This window comes from Amycolatopsis sp. 2-15 (genome assembly GCF_030285625.1).
In the GTDB taxonomy this organism is placed as follows: domain Bacteria; phylum Actinomycetota; class Actinomycetes; order Mycobacteriales; family Pseudonocardiaceae; genus Amycolatopsis; species Amycolatopsis carbonis.
In genome coordinates, this window is sequence record NZ_CP127294.1 from 1,316,581 (window position 1) to 1,330,633 (window position 14,053).

14 protein-coding genes are annotated in these 14,053 nt (G+C 70.1%); 8 read left to right on the forward strand and 6 right to left on the reverse strand.

Annotated features, from left to right (window positions below):
* Positions 1 to 4: 4 nt before the first annotated feature.
* Positions 5 to 343 carry a VOC family protein gene (locus QRX50_RS06555; protein ID WP_285971065.1) on the reverse strand — a complete coding sequence of 113 codons (339 nt, stop codon included), beginning with the start codon at positions 341 to 343 and terminating at the stop codon, positions 5 to 7.
* 119 nt (positions 344 to 462) lie between these two features.
* Between QRX50_RS06555 and QRX50_RS06560 the strand changes: the two genes are divergently transcribed.
* Positions 463 to 1,107 carry a FadR/GntR family transcriptional regulator gene (locus QRX50_RS06560; protein ID WP_285974373.1) on the forward strand — a complete coding sequence of 215 codons (645 nt, stop codon included), beginning with the start codon at positions 463 to 465 and terminating at the stop codon, positions 1,105 to 1,107.
* Positions 1,108 to 1,511: 404 nt separating this feature from the next.
* Here the strand turns inward: QRX50_RS06560 and QRX50_RS06565 are convergent, their stop codons facing one another.
* Positions 1,512 to 2,000 carry an FBP domain-containing protein gene (locus QRX50_RS06565; RefSeq protein ID WP_285971066.1) on the reverse strand — a complete coding sequence of 163 codons (489 nt, stop codon included), beginning with the start codon at positions 1,998 to 2,000 and terminating at the stop codon, positions 1,512 to 1,514.
* Between the two features lie 82 nt (positions 2,001 to 2,082).
* Here QRX50_RS06565 and QRX50_RS06570 point away from each other — a divergent pair, with 82 nt between their 5' ends.
* Positions 2,083 to 3,561, forward strand: a complete 1,479-nt coding sequence (locus tag QRX50_RS06570) for an adenylate/guanylate cyclase domain-containing protein (protein WP_285971067.1) — start codon at positions 2,083 to 2,085, stop codon at positions 3,559 to 3,561.
* Between the two features lie 76 nt (positions 3,562 to 3,637).
* On the opposite strand, the gene QRX50_RS06575 is transcribed toward QRX50_RS06570, so the two are convergent.
* Entirely contained in the window at positions 3,638 to 4,210 is a 573-nt protein-coding gene (locus tag QRX50_RS06575) for a hypothetical protein (RefSeq protein WP_285971068.1), read from the reverse strand.
* A gap of 227 nt (positions 4,211 to 4,437) precedes the next feature.
* A complete protein-coding gene (locus tag QRX50_RS06580) occupies positions 4,438 to 5,436 on the reverse strand; it encodes a beta-ketoacyl-ACP synthase III (protein ID WP_491700784.1) in 999 nt (332 codons plus the stop codon).
* Positions 5,437 to 5,651: 215 nt separating this feature from the next.
* Between QRX50_RS06580 and QRX50_RS06585 the strand changes: the two genes are divergently transcribed.
* Complete coding sequence (locus tag QRX50_RS06585; RefSeq protein WP_285971069.1) at positions 5,652 to 6,122, forward strand: Lrp/AsnC family transcriptional regulator; 471 nt, start codon at positions 5,652 to 5,654, stop codon at positions 6,120 to 6,122.
* Positions 6,123 to 6,386: 264 nt separating this feature from the next.
* A complete protein-coding gene (locus QRX50_RS06590) occupies positions 6,387 to 6,791 on the forward strand; it encodes an SsgA family sporulation/cell division regulator (RefSeq protein WP_285971070.1) in 405 nt (134 codons plus the stop codon).
* 91 nt (positions 6,792 to 6,882) lie between these two features.
* Here the strand turns inward: QRX50_RS06590 and QRX50_RS06595 are convergent, their stop codons facing one another.
* Positions 6,883 to 7,986, reverse strand: a complete 1,104-nt coding sequence (locus QRX50_RS06595) for a S1 family peptidase (protein WP_285971071.1) — start codon at positions 7,984 to 7,986, stop codon at positions 6,883 to 6,885.
* Between the two features lie 446 nt (positions 7,987 to 8,432).
* Between QRX50_RS06595 and QRX50_RS06600 the strand changes: the two genes are divergently transcribed.
* From QRX50_RS06600 to QRX50_RS06615, 4 genes are all read left to right on the forward strand, one after another.
* Positions 8,433 to 11,312: an AAA family ATPase gene (locus QRX50_RS06600; protein WP_285971072.1), complete on the forward strand. Its 2,880-nt coding sequence runs from the start codon at positions 8,433 to 8,435 to the stop codon at positions 11,310 to 11,312.
* Between the two features lie 12 nt (positions 11,313 to 11,324).
* A complete protein-coding gene (locus tag QRX50_RS06605) occupies positions 11,325 to 11,834 on the forward strand; it encodes an O-acetyl-ADP-ribose deacetylase (RefSeq protein ID WP_285971073.1) in 510 nt (169 codons plus the stop codon).
* A 353-nt stretch (positions 11,835 to 12,187) separates the two neighbouring features.
* Entirely contained in the window at positions 12,188 to 12,793 is a 606-nt protein-coding gene (locus tag QRX50_RS06610) for a DUF1345 domain-containing protein (protein ID WP_285974375.1), read from the forward strand.
* 42 nt (positions 12,794 to 12,835) lie between these two features.
* Positions 12,836 to 13,144, forward strand: a complete 309-nt coding sequence (locus tag QRX50_RS06615; protein WP_285971074.1) for an antibiotic biosynthesis monooxygenase family protein — start codon at positions 12,836 to 12,838, stop codon at positions 13,142 to 13,144.
* A gap of 39 nt (positions 13,145 to 13,183) precedes the next feature.
* On the opposite strand, the gene QRX50_RS06620 is transcribed toward QRX50_RS06615, so the two are convergent.
* Entirely contained in the window at positions 13,184 to 13,906 is a 723-nt protein-coding gene (locus QRX50_RS06620) for a G1 family glutamic endopeptidase (RefSeq protein ID WP_285971075.1), read from the reverse strand.
* Positions 13,907 to 14,053: the final 147 nt, after the last annotated feature.

The following is a 14,053-nucleotide window of genomic DNA, read 5'->3' on the forward strand; positions in this document are numbered from 1 at the left end:
TTCACTATGGCTCAAACACACAAAACTCATTCCCCTCCGGATCCGCCATCACCCACCAATCGATATCCCGACCTTTGTTCCTCACCAACACCGCCCCCAACGACACCAACTCCCCCACGTCCCCGAACACGTCGAGGTGCATCCGGTTCTTCACCGTCTTCACCTCAGGCACCGGATTGACCCAGATCAACGGCCCCACCCCGGCGACGTCGACGATCGGCACCGGGTCCTCGGCCGCGCGGGTTCCGTCGCGCCGCGTGTAGCCCAGCACTACGCACCACCAGTCGGCCAGCTTCTGGTGGTCCTGGGCGTCGAGGGCCAAGTCCTTGAACTTCGCGGTCACGACCTCAGCGTGGCACGCACCACCGACATTTTCCGCCACCCGCCGCGACCTGCCAGGATGGGTGGGTGGCCCACGAATCCGAACAGGTCTGGAGCGCCACCGTCGACCGCCTGCGCGCGATGATCGACAGCGGCGAGCTCCCGCCGGGCTCGAGGCTGCCCGCGGAACGCGCCCTCTGCGAACAGCTCGGCATCAGCCGCGGGTCGCTGCGGCAGGCGCTGCGGGTCCTGGACTCGATCGGCTACGTCCAGATCCGCGCAGGCTCCGGCACCTACGTCCGCGAGCAGACCGAAGCACCGCTGAGCAGCTGGTTCTCCGAGCACGAACAGCTGGTGGAGAAGCTGTTCGACCTGCGCGCGACCGTCGAGCCGACGCTGGCCGAACGCCTCGCCGGCAACCACTCACCGCGGACGATCCAGACGCTCGAGGACAACGTCGCCGAAATGGAAGCCGCCGCCGCCGAGGGCGACATGCTGCGCGTCATCGCGACGGACGCCGAGTTCCACCGCGTCATGGCGGGCAACGCCGGCAACGACGACGTGGCCGACCTCCTGCGCTCCGTCCTGGCCCTGGTCGGCGAGGAGCGCCGGGCCGCGCTGCGGTTGCCGGGCCAGATCCGCAAGGCGGTGGATGAGCACCGGGCGATCCTGTCGGCTTTGAAGGCCTCCGACGGACCTGCCGCACGGGAGATCACGTTGAAGCATTTGCTGGACGCGAAGTCCTACGCCCACGATTACGCGGCGGGCAACGACTCGGCCCTGTAAAACGTCGATGGATCTCTGAGACTCCGCAGGTTTCCACCGCCGGGAACCCCGATCCCGTCCCGCCGGCTACTACCCACGGCACGACTGCCGGGTCACGGCACTACTCGCCTTGGTTCGCCTCGGCCACGGTGTGCTACCGGCCGTGATTTCGCCCGCTCTTCTCATACACCGCAGGACTTTGCCAGCACTCCGGCGAGGCCGCGACAAAGCCCCCGCCCACCCAAGGGGGGCGTCCCCGTCCCAGTTTATCGTTACCAGGCCTCGAAAAGCGGGCGTCGCGAGATCTGTGGACAAATGCAGTCTCGCGCGGGATAGGTGTGGACAACTACGGAATTGCGGTTGACGCGGCGCCGGTCACGTGCAGGTGCCGGGCAGAAGCCAAAGCGCGGTGATGCGCACCCGCACTAGTGCGGTTCCAGGATCCGGTCCACGAACCGCCGCACGTTGTCCTCCATGCGCGCCACGCGTTGGTCGAGGGTCAGGGTCTCCACGGGTTGCGGGACGTCCGGCTTGAGTTCCCCGCGGACGTACGCGCTGCAGGACAGGTTGGCGCAGACGTACGTGCCGAGGGTGTTGCCCTCGCGGCCGGCCTTACCGGCGCGGCGGCCGGTGAAGAGGGTGATGTCGGACGTGGCGTGGGTTGTGGAGCAGAAGGCGCACATGTTGCTGCGCGAACGCGACGAAGCGGGGGGCGCAGCGCGCAGGGACAAACCCACGACGCTGCCGTCGCGGGGCACCACGAGGTAGGCGCGGCCGGGGGCCTTGGGGTCGCGCCAGCCGAGGAAGTCGCGGGTGGCCCAGGGGACGTCGGCGGGGAGGGTGACGGACTTGGCCTCGCCGCGGGAGCAGTTCACGAAGGAGGCGCGGATCGCGTCGGCGTCGAGGGGTTGCATGGGCAGCACGGTAGCGACGTGGCCGCGAGAGCTGCCACGCCTTTTCTCGCCGACAGACCCGCCAGCCCATACGATCGGCGGCGTGCGCAAGCGAACGGCGGGGCGGTTCCGGCTGGTTCTGCGCACCAGCCTGGGCTTCGCCGCGCTCGGCATCGGGTCGAGTGTCGCCGGGTCGGCGGTCGTCGCGTTGCTGCTGTTCCTGCAGGGGCTGCCCGGGGACGTCGGCGATCGCGGGTGGATCCTCGGGCTGACGGCGGGCGGGATCGTGGCCGTGAGCCTGCTCGTGGGCACGCTCTGGACCGCCTACCTGCAGCGACGCACGGTGGTGTGGTTCACGATGGGCCGCCCGCCTACGGAGGACGAGGCCAAGCGCGCGCTGCGGCTGCCCGTGGACATGGCCGTGGTCAGCGGCACGCTGTGGCTCATCGGCACCCTCGCGCTGGGCACGCTGGCCGGCGTGCTCGGCTCGTTCGACGACGCGTCCGGCATGGCGCTGACGATCGGCCTCGGCGGGCTGACCACCGTCGGCCTGATGTACCTTGCCGCGGAGTGGGTGGCGCGGCCGGTGATGACGATCGCGCTCGACGTGACACCGCCCCACGGCTCTCTACCGGTCACCGTGCTGACCAGGCTGATCGTCACGTGGGCGCTGGCCAGCGGCGTGCCGCTCGTCGGCGTGCTGCTGGTCGCGACGCCGCCCGACGTCAGCCGCGCCAACCCGACGGCGAGCCTGATCACGCTGTCAGTGATCGGCCTCACCACGGGCGCCATCGGCACGGCGCTGCTCGCCCGCGCCGTCGCCGCGCCACTGCACCGCCTGCGCGTGGCGCTGGACCGGATCGCGCGCGGGACCACCGACGTGTCCGTGGACGTCGACGACTCCAGCGAGATCGGCATGCTCCAGACGTCGGTGAACGAGCTCGCCGCCGGCCTGCGCGAGCAGGAGCGGATGCGGGACCTGTTCGGCCGGCACGTCGGCACGGACGTCGCGCGCCACGCCCTCGAGTACGGCGCCTCGCTGTCCGGCGACGTGCGCGAGGTCACGGCCCTGTTCGTCGACGTCGTCGACTCCACCGCGCTCGCGTCGCGGACACCGCCGGAGGAGCTCGTGGCCAAGCTGAACCGCTTCTTCGCCAGCGTGGTCTCGGCCGTCGACGCCCGCGGCGGCCTGGTCAACAAGTTCCAGGGTGACGCGGCGCTGTGCATCTTCGGCGCCCCCACCCGCCTGTCCGACGCCCCGACCATGGCACTGGCCGCCGCCCGCGCGATCCGCGACGCCGTGGTGGCGGACGGCGAGCTCGACCTGGGCATCGGCGTCGCGTGCGGGCAGGTGTTCGCGGGTCAGCTGGGCGCGTCGAGCCGGCTTGAGTACACCGTGATCGGCGACGCCGTGAACGAGGCCGCGCGGCTCACGGAGCACGCGAAATCGGTGCCGTCACGCATCCTGGCCAGCGAGGGCGCTGTGAAGGCCGCGCTCGGCGGCGAGCGCGAGTTCTGGCAGCCGCACGGCTCACTCCTGCTGCGCGGCCGTCAGCAGGCCACTGAGGCTTGGACAAACTAGGGCTTGGACCAACTGAGGCCTGAACCAACCAGGGCTTGGACCGATCAGCGTTCGATCGTGGTCGTCAGCAGCTCCGTCAAGGCACCGTCGTCCACCTGCGATCCGTCCCAGGTGGTCGTGACCGGCTGATCCGCTGGTCTCCGTCGAGCTCGATGGCGATGATCCCGTGGTCGGCCCTCGCGCTCGCGTTGGTCCACTCGTAGCCGCCGCCGAGATGGCTGCCGACGGTGTGCCGGATCGTCGCGCCGCGCCCGTAGGGCAGCCGGTCCGACGCCCGGGCAACGCAGGCGTCGATGGCCTGCCGGCCCACGATCCTGCTGCGCAGGGCCAAGTCCTCGAACACGGCGTCCTCGGCGAACAGCCCGGTGGTGTCGCCGCGACCGAGAGCCGCGTTGAGCCGAGCCGCGGCGCGGCACCGGCGAAGACTGCTCAGCGACGACGTCCTCGCCGTAGGTCTGCGGAAACTGCGTGGGTGGGACGCGAAGCTCCCGGTGTAGTACATCGGTTTCCGCGCGAAATGCGCCATGGTGCGGTCCACGGAACGGCTCGTCTTGTCCTTGAACAGGCCGGTGACCAGTTCGACGACGCGCGCCGACGCGTGATCGGACTCGAGCTCGGGATCCGGCACTCGCGGCGCGGCGGCGGCCACCGCCGGGAACCCCGCTGACTGAACCCGGTCGAAACCGATGCCTGGGTCGCGCTGGTGGTCGAAGCCGCGCGCCGATCCATCTGGAGCTGGCGCGATCACTGGTGCTGGATGCCCTGGACGAAGACCAGACCCGGCAGCTCAAGACGATCGCGGGCGAGATACTGCTCCGCGCAGACCCCACAGCCACGTATCCGCCGAGGGGCACCAAGATCCGGCCGTAGCCGGTGTCAGCCCAGCTCGGGCCAGGTCAGCAACGTCGAGCCCCAGGTCAAACCCGCCCCGAACGCCGTCAGCAGCACCCGGTGGCCGGGTACCAACGTCCCGTCGTCCACCGCGTCCGCCAGCGCCAGCGGGATCGACGCGGCGCTCGTGTTGCCCACGCGGTCGATGTTGGCCACCACCGCGTCCGCGGGCAGCCCGAGATGCTTGGCCGTCGCCTGGAGGATGCGGATGTTCGCCTGGTGCCCCACGAACCGGTCGACGTCGCCGACCATCCAGCCCGCCTGCTCCAGCACGGCGCGCGAGGACTCCGCCATGCGTGCGCACGCGTGGCGGAACACCGCGGTGCCCTGCATGACGAGGTGGTGGTCGCGCTGGTCCTCGGAAAAGCGGTGTTTCGAGCCGCCCGCCTCGACCCACAGCAGGTCGGCCAGCTCGCCCTCGCTGTGCAGGTCGAACGGACCGATGGCGCCTGGCTCGTCCGAGTCGCCGGCGCGCAGGACGACCGCGCCCGCACCGTCGCCGAAGATGGGCACTGTGGTGCGGTCCGTCGGGTCGACCAGCGAGGTGAAGACATCGGCGCCGATCACCAGCACACGATTGGCGATGCCGCCGGCGATGAAGCCCTGCGCGGTGGCCAGGGCGTAGACGAAGCCGCTACACACGGCGTTCACGTCGAACGCGGCAGCCGTGCCGAGCCCGAGCCGCGCGGCGACCTGGGGCGCACTGGCGGGGCAGAGCTGGTCGGCGGTGGACGTGGCGAGCACCACGGCGTCGACGGAGCTGTCACCGAGCGCTTCGCGGCCCGCGGCGACAGCGAGATCCACTGTGGACTCGCCGGGGGCGGCCATGCGGCGCTCGCGGATACCGGTGCGGGTGCGGATCCACTCGTCGGAGGTGTCGAGGGTCTGCGCGAGCTCGTCGTTGGTCACGACCCGTTCGGGCAGCGCGCGGCCGAGCGCGGTCACGACGGCGGTACGACCAGGTGGGAACCCGACAGGACTCACAGCTATTACCTCCCCGGCCGATGGGTGGCGGTTCCACCGGCTCGCTCCACTTCTATGGGCTACCCCTGGGTAGACCGGTCAGTTGTGGTGCACGTCACTAATCCTCCTCTTTCACGTTCGCTCGATAGGAGGTATTGGGCAAACCTGTTCTTGATCAGTGGGTGAGCCTCGGTAAAGACGAGGCGTCGAGTCGGTGCACCCGGTTAGCCTGAAGCGTGCTCACTCCCGACCTCGACCGGCTGGACCTCGCCATCCTCGCCTGCCTGCAGGCCGACTCGCGCACGATCGCCGAGGTCATCGGTGCGAAGGTGGGCCTGTCCGCCGCCGCCGTGCAGCGCCGCATCAAGCGCCTGCGCGAGACGGGCGTGATCGAGAAGGAGGTCGCCGTGCTGTCCCCCGGCGCCCTCGGGCTGTCGATGACGTTCGTCGTCATGGTGGAGATGGAGCGGGAGAACCTGGCCGTGCTGGACGCGTTCCGCCGGCAGGTGCTGGGCGACGACTGCGTGCAGCAGTGTTACTACGTCACGGGCACGGCGGATTTCGTGTTGATCGTGACCTGTCCGGACATGGCGGGGTTCGAGGCGTTCACACGGCGGATGTTCTTCGACAACCCCAACGTCCGGCACTTCACCACGAGCGTGGCCATGGACCGGGTGAAGGTCGGCCTCACGCTGCCGCTGGCGTAACGCCACGGTCTACATCGGACCGTCCGTGACAATCCCGTGACCATGCGCGAAAGTCTCCTGCCGCCTGCCCGCCCGGGCGAAATCGGGTGACGGGCGGTCAGTGGTCGAACGCAAGGGGTATGTGGTCCGTGTTACGCCACAGAGGACGGATGCAGCCGATCGCGTGAATGGCGGGAAACCGGCGTCACGAGAGCCGAAGCTGATCATCTCCTTGCCGACCAGTTCGCAGGGCGCGAACCACCGGAGGAAACACCAGGAGCAGCCGTGCACACCGACGCCGTACACCAGACCCAGTTCGTGTTGCTGAACGAGAGCACCACGCCGGTGCTGTCCCGCCTGTCCTACCACTGCGCGGAGCCGTTCGCGGTCACCGTCGCGTTCCGGACCGAGCGCGGCCGGTGGATCGAGTGGACGTTCGCACGTGACCTGCTCGTGACCGGGCTCGAGGAGCCGGCCGGGCTGGGCGATGTGCGCATCCGACCCGATCTGTCCGAGGACCCGGCGATGCTCACGCTGGAGATCGAGTCACCCGACGGGTACGCGTCGTTCGAGCTGGAGCGCGAGGACATCGAGAACTTCCTGGAGTCCTCCTACGAACTGGTTCCGCTCGGCACCGAGAGCGAGAACTTCGACATCGACGGACTGATCGAGGAGATCAGCAACGTCTGACCCCACAAACTGCCGATCCCGCGGCGGTAAAGGGAGAAGGGCGGCTCGAGTGCTCTGGAGGCACTCGATCCGCCCTTCTTCTGTTTCAGGGTCAGCCGCGCACGAGCGTTGTGCCGGTCGCGGAAAGGGCGCTGGTGACGGGGTAGTAGTACGTGTTCACCGTGTCACCGCCGGAAAGCAGGCCCTGCGCCTGGTTGCCGGAGATGAACGAGCCGCCCGAGTCGCCGTGGTCGGAGCGGGCGTTGGTGAGCACCATGCCGCTGACAGTGCCCTCGGGGTAGCGCACGGTCTGGTTCTTGGCGCGGATCGTGCCACAGGTCCAGCCCGTGGTGGAGCCCGACTTGCAGATCGACGCACCCACGGCGGCGGCCGTCGAGCCCGTCACGCGGGTGCCGTTGTTGATCTGGCCGACCGGGGTCCAGCTGCTGTTGACCCGCGCGAACGCGTAGTCGCTGCCCGGGAAGCGGTAGCTGGAGAACGAGCCCATCGACACACGGTTGTAGCCGGTTAGCGCGCCCCCGCCGGTGAGCGCAGCGCAGTGGCCGGCGGTGAGGAAGCCGCCGTTCACGGAGAAGCCGACGGAGCAGCGCGACGAACCGCCGATGTAGTACGCGTCACCGCCGAGCACGTTGTAGTGCAGCTGTGGCTTGGCGGCGGTCTCCGTCACCTCCAGCGAGGAAGTGTCCACACCGGACTGGCGGGCGAACTTCTCCGCCGCGGCCCGCTGTCCCTTGAGGACGGTGATCGTCACGCGGTTCGACGCCGGGTCCACACCCCACGCCGTGACCGACTGCGGAGCGGTCTTCTCGCCCGCGTTGAGCTTGGCCACGCTGGAGTCGAGCTGCCGCTCGCTGAAGCGCACGACCTGCGCCTCCGCGCCCGCCGCGCGCACCTTCTCCACGAGCGAAGCGTCCGTCACGCCGACGCGCGCCTTGCCCGTGGCCGCGTCGTAGCTCGCGCCGCCGAAGCTGTCGCCGAGCGCGGTTTCCAGCGCCTGGCCCACCTTCGTGGCGGAGTCCTCGGCGGCGAGCCGGGCGACGGCCTGGTCGTGGGTCAGACCGAGGTCACGCTGCATCGCCGGCACCATGTCGGGGTTCAACAAGGTGGCGCCCGCGACCGGGCTCGTGACCGCGGCCATCGTGCCCGCCGTCGCGGCGGCGACGGCGGCGATACCGAGGAATCTGATGATCTTCATGCTTCTCCCTCGTGATTACGCGCGGCACCGGTGCGGCCACGCGGCGCATCCCTTCCCCCGGGGTGAGAGCGTGCAGGGTGGTCCAGTCCACTGCAATAAGGGCTCGGCGCGGATAGGTATACGCAATCCCCTTGGCCGAACGCCCTGCTCCAGACGCCGTATCGGCACCATTTTCACTCGCGGCACCGTCCATAAGTAGGGATTCCGGCAACTACTTTCCGTAGCTCTTTCAGCGGCCGGAACGGGTCATGCACCCCTGGAACGAGGGGATGCCCGAAGTTTCGTACGCATGGTGATCCTGGGCCGAAGATCCGTCTGCCAACCGGTGACGCTGTGTACGCAGACGTGTGAGCCGGGTGCGCAGATGCAGGTCGTCGGCTGGTTTACGGGTGGCCGAACGCTGCTTAGGCTCCCGGCGAAACGGACAAGCGTGCAGGGAGGTCGACATGTGGCAGGCCGTCCCCCGTCCGACCTCGGTCACCGTGCGCACTGGGCCGACGGCTTTCGCGGGCCGGGGCGAGGAGCTCGCCGCGGTGGCCGAGGTACTCACCCACCGACCGGCCGCCGTGCTGGTGGAGGGTGAACCCGGGATGGGCCGCTCGCGCTTGCTGGCGGAGCTGGCGCGACGGCCCGAGTTCGCCGACGGCCGCGTGCTGCGGGGCGTTTGCCAGCCGCTGCGTGAGCCGTTTCCGTACGGACCGGTGCTGGAGGCGTTGCATGCGGCGGGCGAGCGTCCACTGGGACCGCTGAGCCCCGTGGCCGGCGTGCTGCGGCCGCTGCTGCCGGAGCTGGCCGACCGGCTGCCGCCGACGCCCGAGCCGCTGGACGACCCGGGCGCGCAGCGGCACCGCGTGTTCCGCGCCGTGCGGGAGCTGTTCGTCGCTTGTGGACCGACGATCCTGCTGGTCGACGACCTGCAGTGGGCCGATGAGGGCACCTGCGACCTGATGCGGTTCCTCGCCGCCGACCTGCCGCCGGAGCTGGCCGTGGTGGCCGCTTACCGCACGGGCGCGCAGCCGTGGCCGGGGCCGCTGGGCGCGCCGGTGCGGGCGGCGCCGAGTGTCCACACGGCACGCGTCACACTCGGGCCGCTGGACGTCGCTGCAGTGCGGGCGATGGCCGTGCACGTGCTCGAGCTGCCACGCGTGAGTGACGAGTTCGCGACGAAGCTGCACGAATGCACGGGTGGGATCCCGTTCGTGGTCGAGGAAACGTTGCGGGCGTTGCGGGACGTGCCGCTGCCGGCCGGCGAGGGGCTGTCGGATCGGCTGCTGGAGAACCTGGAAGTGCCGGCGCCGTTGCGGGAGTCCGTGATGGAGCGGCTGGCCGCGCTGCCGGCGGAGGCGGCGCAGCTGACGCGGGCCGCGGCGGTGCTGGCGGAACCCGCGGAGCCGGCGACGTTGGCCGAGGTCGCGGGGCTCGGTGAGGAGTCACTCCGGGCGGCGTTGCTGGCCGCGTTGGCCGGCGGTTTGGTGGCCGAGCTGGGTGAAAACCGCTACGGCTTCCGGCATCCGCTGGCGCGCAAGGCCGTGTACGACACGGTGAGCGGCCCGGAGCGGACGTTGCTGCACACCGAATCGATGCGGGTGCTGGGCGCGTTGCCGGCACCGTCGCCATTGCTGCTGGCGCAGCACGCTTTCGCGGCCGGACGCACGGAGAAATGGCTTCGTTACGCGGAAGTGGCCGCCGACGAGGCCATCGTCCACGGCGAGACCTCGCGCGCGATCGACCTGCTGCAGGCTGTGCTGTCGGCTTCGGACGACGTCGGGCGGCTCGCCACGAAGCTGAGCCAGGTGGCCCTGCGCGGTTTTCGGCCGGACGTGATCGAGACGCTGGAACGCGTACTGGAGGACCGGCCGCTGCCGCCGACCGTGCGCGGGACGATCCGGCTGTCGCTCGGCCTGCTGCTGGTACGCACGATCGGGCGGCTGGAACGCGGGCGCGAGGAGGTGGAGCGCGCCGTCGCCGAGCTCGTGGACCGGCCGGAGCTTGAGGCGCGCGGCATCAACCTGCTGGCGCAGCCCATCGACGGGCTCACTCCCCTGTCGTGGCACGAAGGCTGGATGCGGCGGGCGCGGGAAGTCCACTCCGGACTGACGGACCCGGAGCTGCGGCTGGCGTTGACCGTCGACCGGATCACCAACGCTTCGCACCTCGGCGACGGCTCGGCGTGGCCGGAGTTCGAGACGCTGCCGGACGTCGGCGACAGCGTGGCCGAGCGCGTGCAGCTGGCGCGGCTGTGGTGCAACCTGGCCGACGCGCAGTCGTGGGCCGGGCATCTCGACCGGGCCACGCGGCTCGTCGAGGAGGGCGCGCGGCGCGCTTCGGACGCGGGCGCACTGTACGCGATCGGCCTGATCCAGGGCACACACGCGCGGCTGGCGTGGTTCCGCGGCGAGTGGGACGGGCTCGCGGAGACGGCGGAGGACGTGCGTTCGCGGTACCCGGAGCTGAGGCGGATCGTGATGGAGACTTCGCTGGTGCTCGGCGGTTTGGCGGCCGTGCGAGGCGAGTTCGCCGCGGCCGCGGAACATTTGGCGCGTGCTTCGGTTCCGGCCGACGGGCCGATCCCCGTGGTGCTTTCGGCCGCGTCGGTGCGGATCGGGATCCTGCTGGCGAGCGACGACGTGGCGGGCGCTTGTGCCGTCGCCGAGGTCGCCGTGGACGCGGCACGGCGCAAGGGCGTGTGGGTGTGGGCGGCGTCGCTGGTGCCGGCGGCGGCCGAGGCGTTCGCGCGGGCGGGCCGCTGGTCGGACGCCGACGCTCTCGTGGAGGAGTTCGCACGCGGCATCACCGGCCGCGACGCGCCACTGGCCGCGGCCGCCCTGCCCGCGGGCCGCGCGATCTTGACGGGCGCCCGCGGCAAACACTTGGCCGCGGCGGCAGGCTTCGACGCCGCGGCCGCCGCGTACGCGCGCCTGCCGATGCCCTATCTGGCGACGTCGATGGTCGAGCGCGCCGCCTGCCTGCGCCTGCTGGCGGGCCAACGCCCAGCCGTCGACGCGCTCTCCGCCGCCGCCCGCGCCTACGAACGCCTCGGCGCCACCCGCGACGCCGGCCGCTGCCACCACCTGCTCCGCGAGCACGGCGCCTGGGCCCCTTCGTCACGCGGCCGCCGCGGCTACGGCCGCGAACTCTCCCCGCGCGAACGCGAGGTCGCCCGCATGCTCGCCGAGGGCCGCACGAACCGCGAAATCGCCGACGGCTTGTTCCTGTCGCCACGCACGGTGGAACAACACGTGGCGAAGGTCCTCCGCAAACTGGGCGCACGGGGGCGGGCGGACGTCGGCCGCCACCTCCCGTCGGGCGACGCGGCGGTTTCGTGACAGGGTCTTCGGATGGCCCCCCTCGAACTGACCCTCGGCGACCTCACCGAACAACCCGTCGACGCCATCGTCAACGCCGCCAACTCCTCCCTCCTGGGCGGCGGCGGAGTCGACGGCGCCATCCACCGCAAGGGCGGCCCGGAAATCCTGGCCGAGTGCCGGGCTTTGCGCGCCGGCCATTATGGGAAGGGCCTTCGGACGGGCCAAGCCGTGGCGACTACCGCGGGCCGGCTGCCGGCCCGGTGGGTGGTGCACACGGTGGGACCGGTGTGGTCTGCCGCGGAAGACCGGTCTTCTCTGCTGGTGGACTGCCACCGCAACTCCCTCGCGGTGGCCGCCTCCCTCGGCGCCCGGACGATCGCTTTTCCCGCCATCTCGACGGGCGTGTACCAATGGCCGCTCGAGGACGCGGCGCGGATCGCCGTGTCGACGGTTCGGGATGCCGATACGTCGGCGTTCGAGTTTGTGCGGTTTGTGTTGTTTGATCAGCGGGCGTATGACGCTTTCGCGGCGGTGCTGTAGCTCTCGGCACTGAGACGCCGCGGTGCTGCCAGCCTGCGCGCTTTGTTGCCCCGCCTCCGGCCGCCCGAGACACAGCCCCCGCCCTCCCGAGGGGGGCGTCCCCATGCCAATTCTACCGGCGGAGTGGGACAGAAAACGCAAATTGGGGGCCAGGGGCCCCAGTTGTCCACAACTCGGCCTGGCTGTGGACAACTGGACAACCAGCCCGGCAAGACACTTCAGGCATCCACCACCACGTGCTGCACCACCACCCCCACCGCCCTACCGTGACCCCCGTGGACTCACATGGAGCCGGTGCCCTGCCGGCGTGGCGGAGGGTGACCGCCGGGGAGACGCGCTGGCCGGCGGCCGCGGTGGTGGTGGGGACGCTCGCGTTACAGTTGGCATTGCCGGACCGGGTGGTGTTGAGGCCGTGGTGGGTGTTGCCCGCGGTGTCGGTGCTGTTGCTCGTCGCGTTGTTGCTCATCAACCCCGGGCGGATGGGTGAGTTCAGCCGGGTCGAGCGGATCGTGTCGTTGGTGCTGCTGGCGGTGGTGAGCGCGACCACGGCGGCGTCGGCGGTGCGGCTGGTGCTGGGGATCGTGCAGGGGTCGTTCAGTGGGCACGCGCCGCAGGTGCTGGTGAGTGGCGCGATCGTGTACTGGACGAACATCGTCGTCTTTTCACTCTGGTACTGGGAGTTCGACCGCGGCGGGCCGGCGCGCCGGGCGAAGGGGCGGTCCGAGTTCCCCGATCTGCAGTTCCCGCAGATGGACAGCCCGGAGCTCGCGAGCGAGGACTGGGAGCCGCGTTACGCCGACTACCTGTACCTCTCCTTCACGAACTCCACGGCCTTCAGCCCCACCGACGTCATGCCGCTGCGGATCTGGGCGAAGCTGACGATGATGGTGCAGGCCGGAGTGTCGCTGCTGCTCGCCGTGATGGTGTTCGCGTGGGCGGTCGGTGCGCTACAGGGGTAAAAGCCCTCGCGGCACACGCCGAAAACCGGGTATACACCGAGCATGCCCGAGCCCCCGTACTACGCGGTCATCTTCACGTCCCGCCGCACCGAAGGCGACAATGGCTACGCCGAGCGCGCCGCCGAGATGTCAAAACTCGCGGCGGAGCAGGACGGCTATCTGGGAGAGCAGTCTGCACGCGACGATGGCCTCGGCATCACCGTGTCGTACTGGCGGGACGAGGAGGCCATCGTCGGCTGGCGGAGGAACCTCGAGCACACCGAGAGCCGCCGGCGGGGCCGCGCCGACTGGTACGAGGAGTTCGAAGTGCAGGTGGCGCGCGTCGAGCGGTCGTACGGGTTCACGCGCTGACCCGGTCCGCGGAGCGACCCCCGCGGACCGGACCGGACGTCAGTGGCGCGTCATCGTGAAGCTCTGGCCGTCCGAGCCGATGGCGCCCGGGCTGAACGTGCCGGAACCGCGGTCGTCGGCGTCCAGGCCCTCGGGGCTGGTCGACGCGAGGCTCTGCCCGTTGAACTTCACGCCGGTGAACGAGATCCCACCCGAGATCGACGGGTACGAGTCGGTGGGCGACTCGATGATGGCTTCCGCCGACGCGTGCTGGGAGCTCAGCGACTTGCTGATCGTTTTCGACCAGCCCTTGGTGGTGTCGCTGATGTCCAGCTTGTAAGTGTTCGTCCCCGTGCGCGTGACCGTCGCGGAGATGTGGTCACCGGCGCTGACCGGGGCGGTCGAGGACGAGTAGTACACCGGCGCCGCCGGGTACATCTCGTACCAGGCCTGGTAGACGGGGCGGCCGCTGGAGCAGTCCGTGGCCACGCCTGTCTGCTCCACAGTGGACGATCCGTCACCGTCGATGCCGACCCACGGGGCGAACAGGTCGTTGCTGGATCGGCAGGTCACCGACGGTTCCGTCCAGCTCGCGGTCGCGGTCGTGAAGCTGCCGAAGCTCACGTAGCCGCCCCAGTTGCCACCCGAGAAGCTCTGGCCGTGGAACGAGCCGAACGACGGCGTGCTGACCGTGGCGACGCCGGCCGCGGCCGCGATGCTCGCCGCGGCGGCCGCAGTAACGGCCAGCATCCGCGCGGTCCGTGAGGAGAGGAGGGAGTTCATGCGGATCCAATCTGATCACCGATGGGGACTCGGGGTGTTACAGGCGGTGCGCACCGGTAACAAGTGTTGGATTCGCGTGAGCAGGTGGGTAGCTACTTTCGAAGGGTCTTCACAGCTCGGGAAAACTTCACCAATATGTCCCGAATT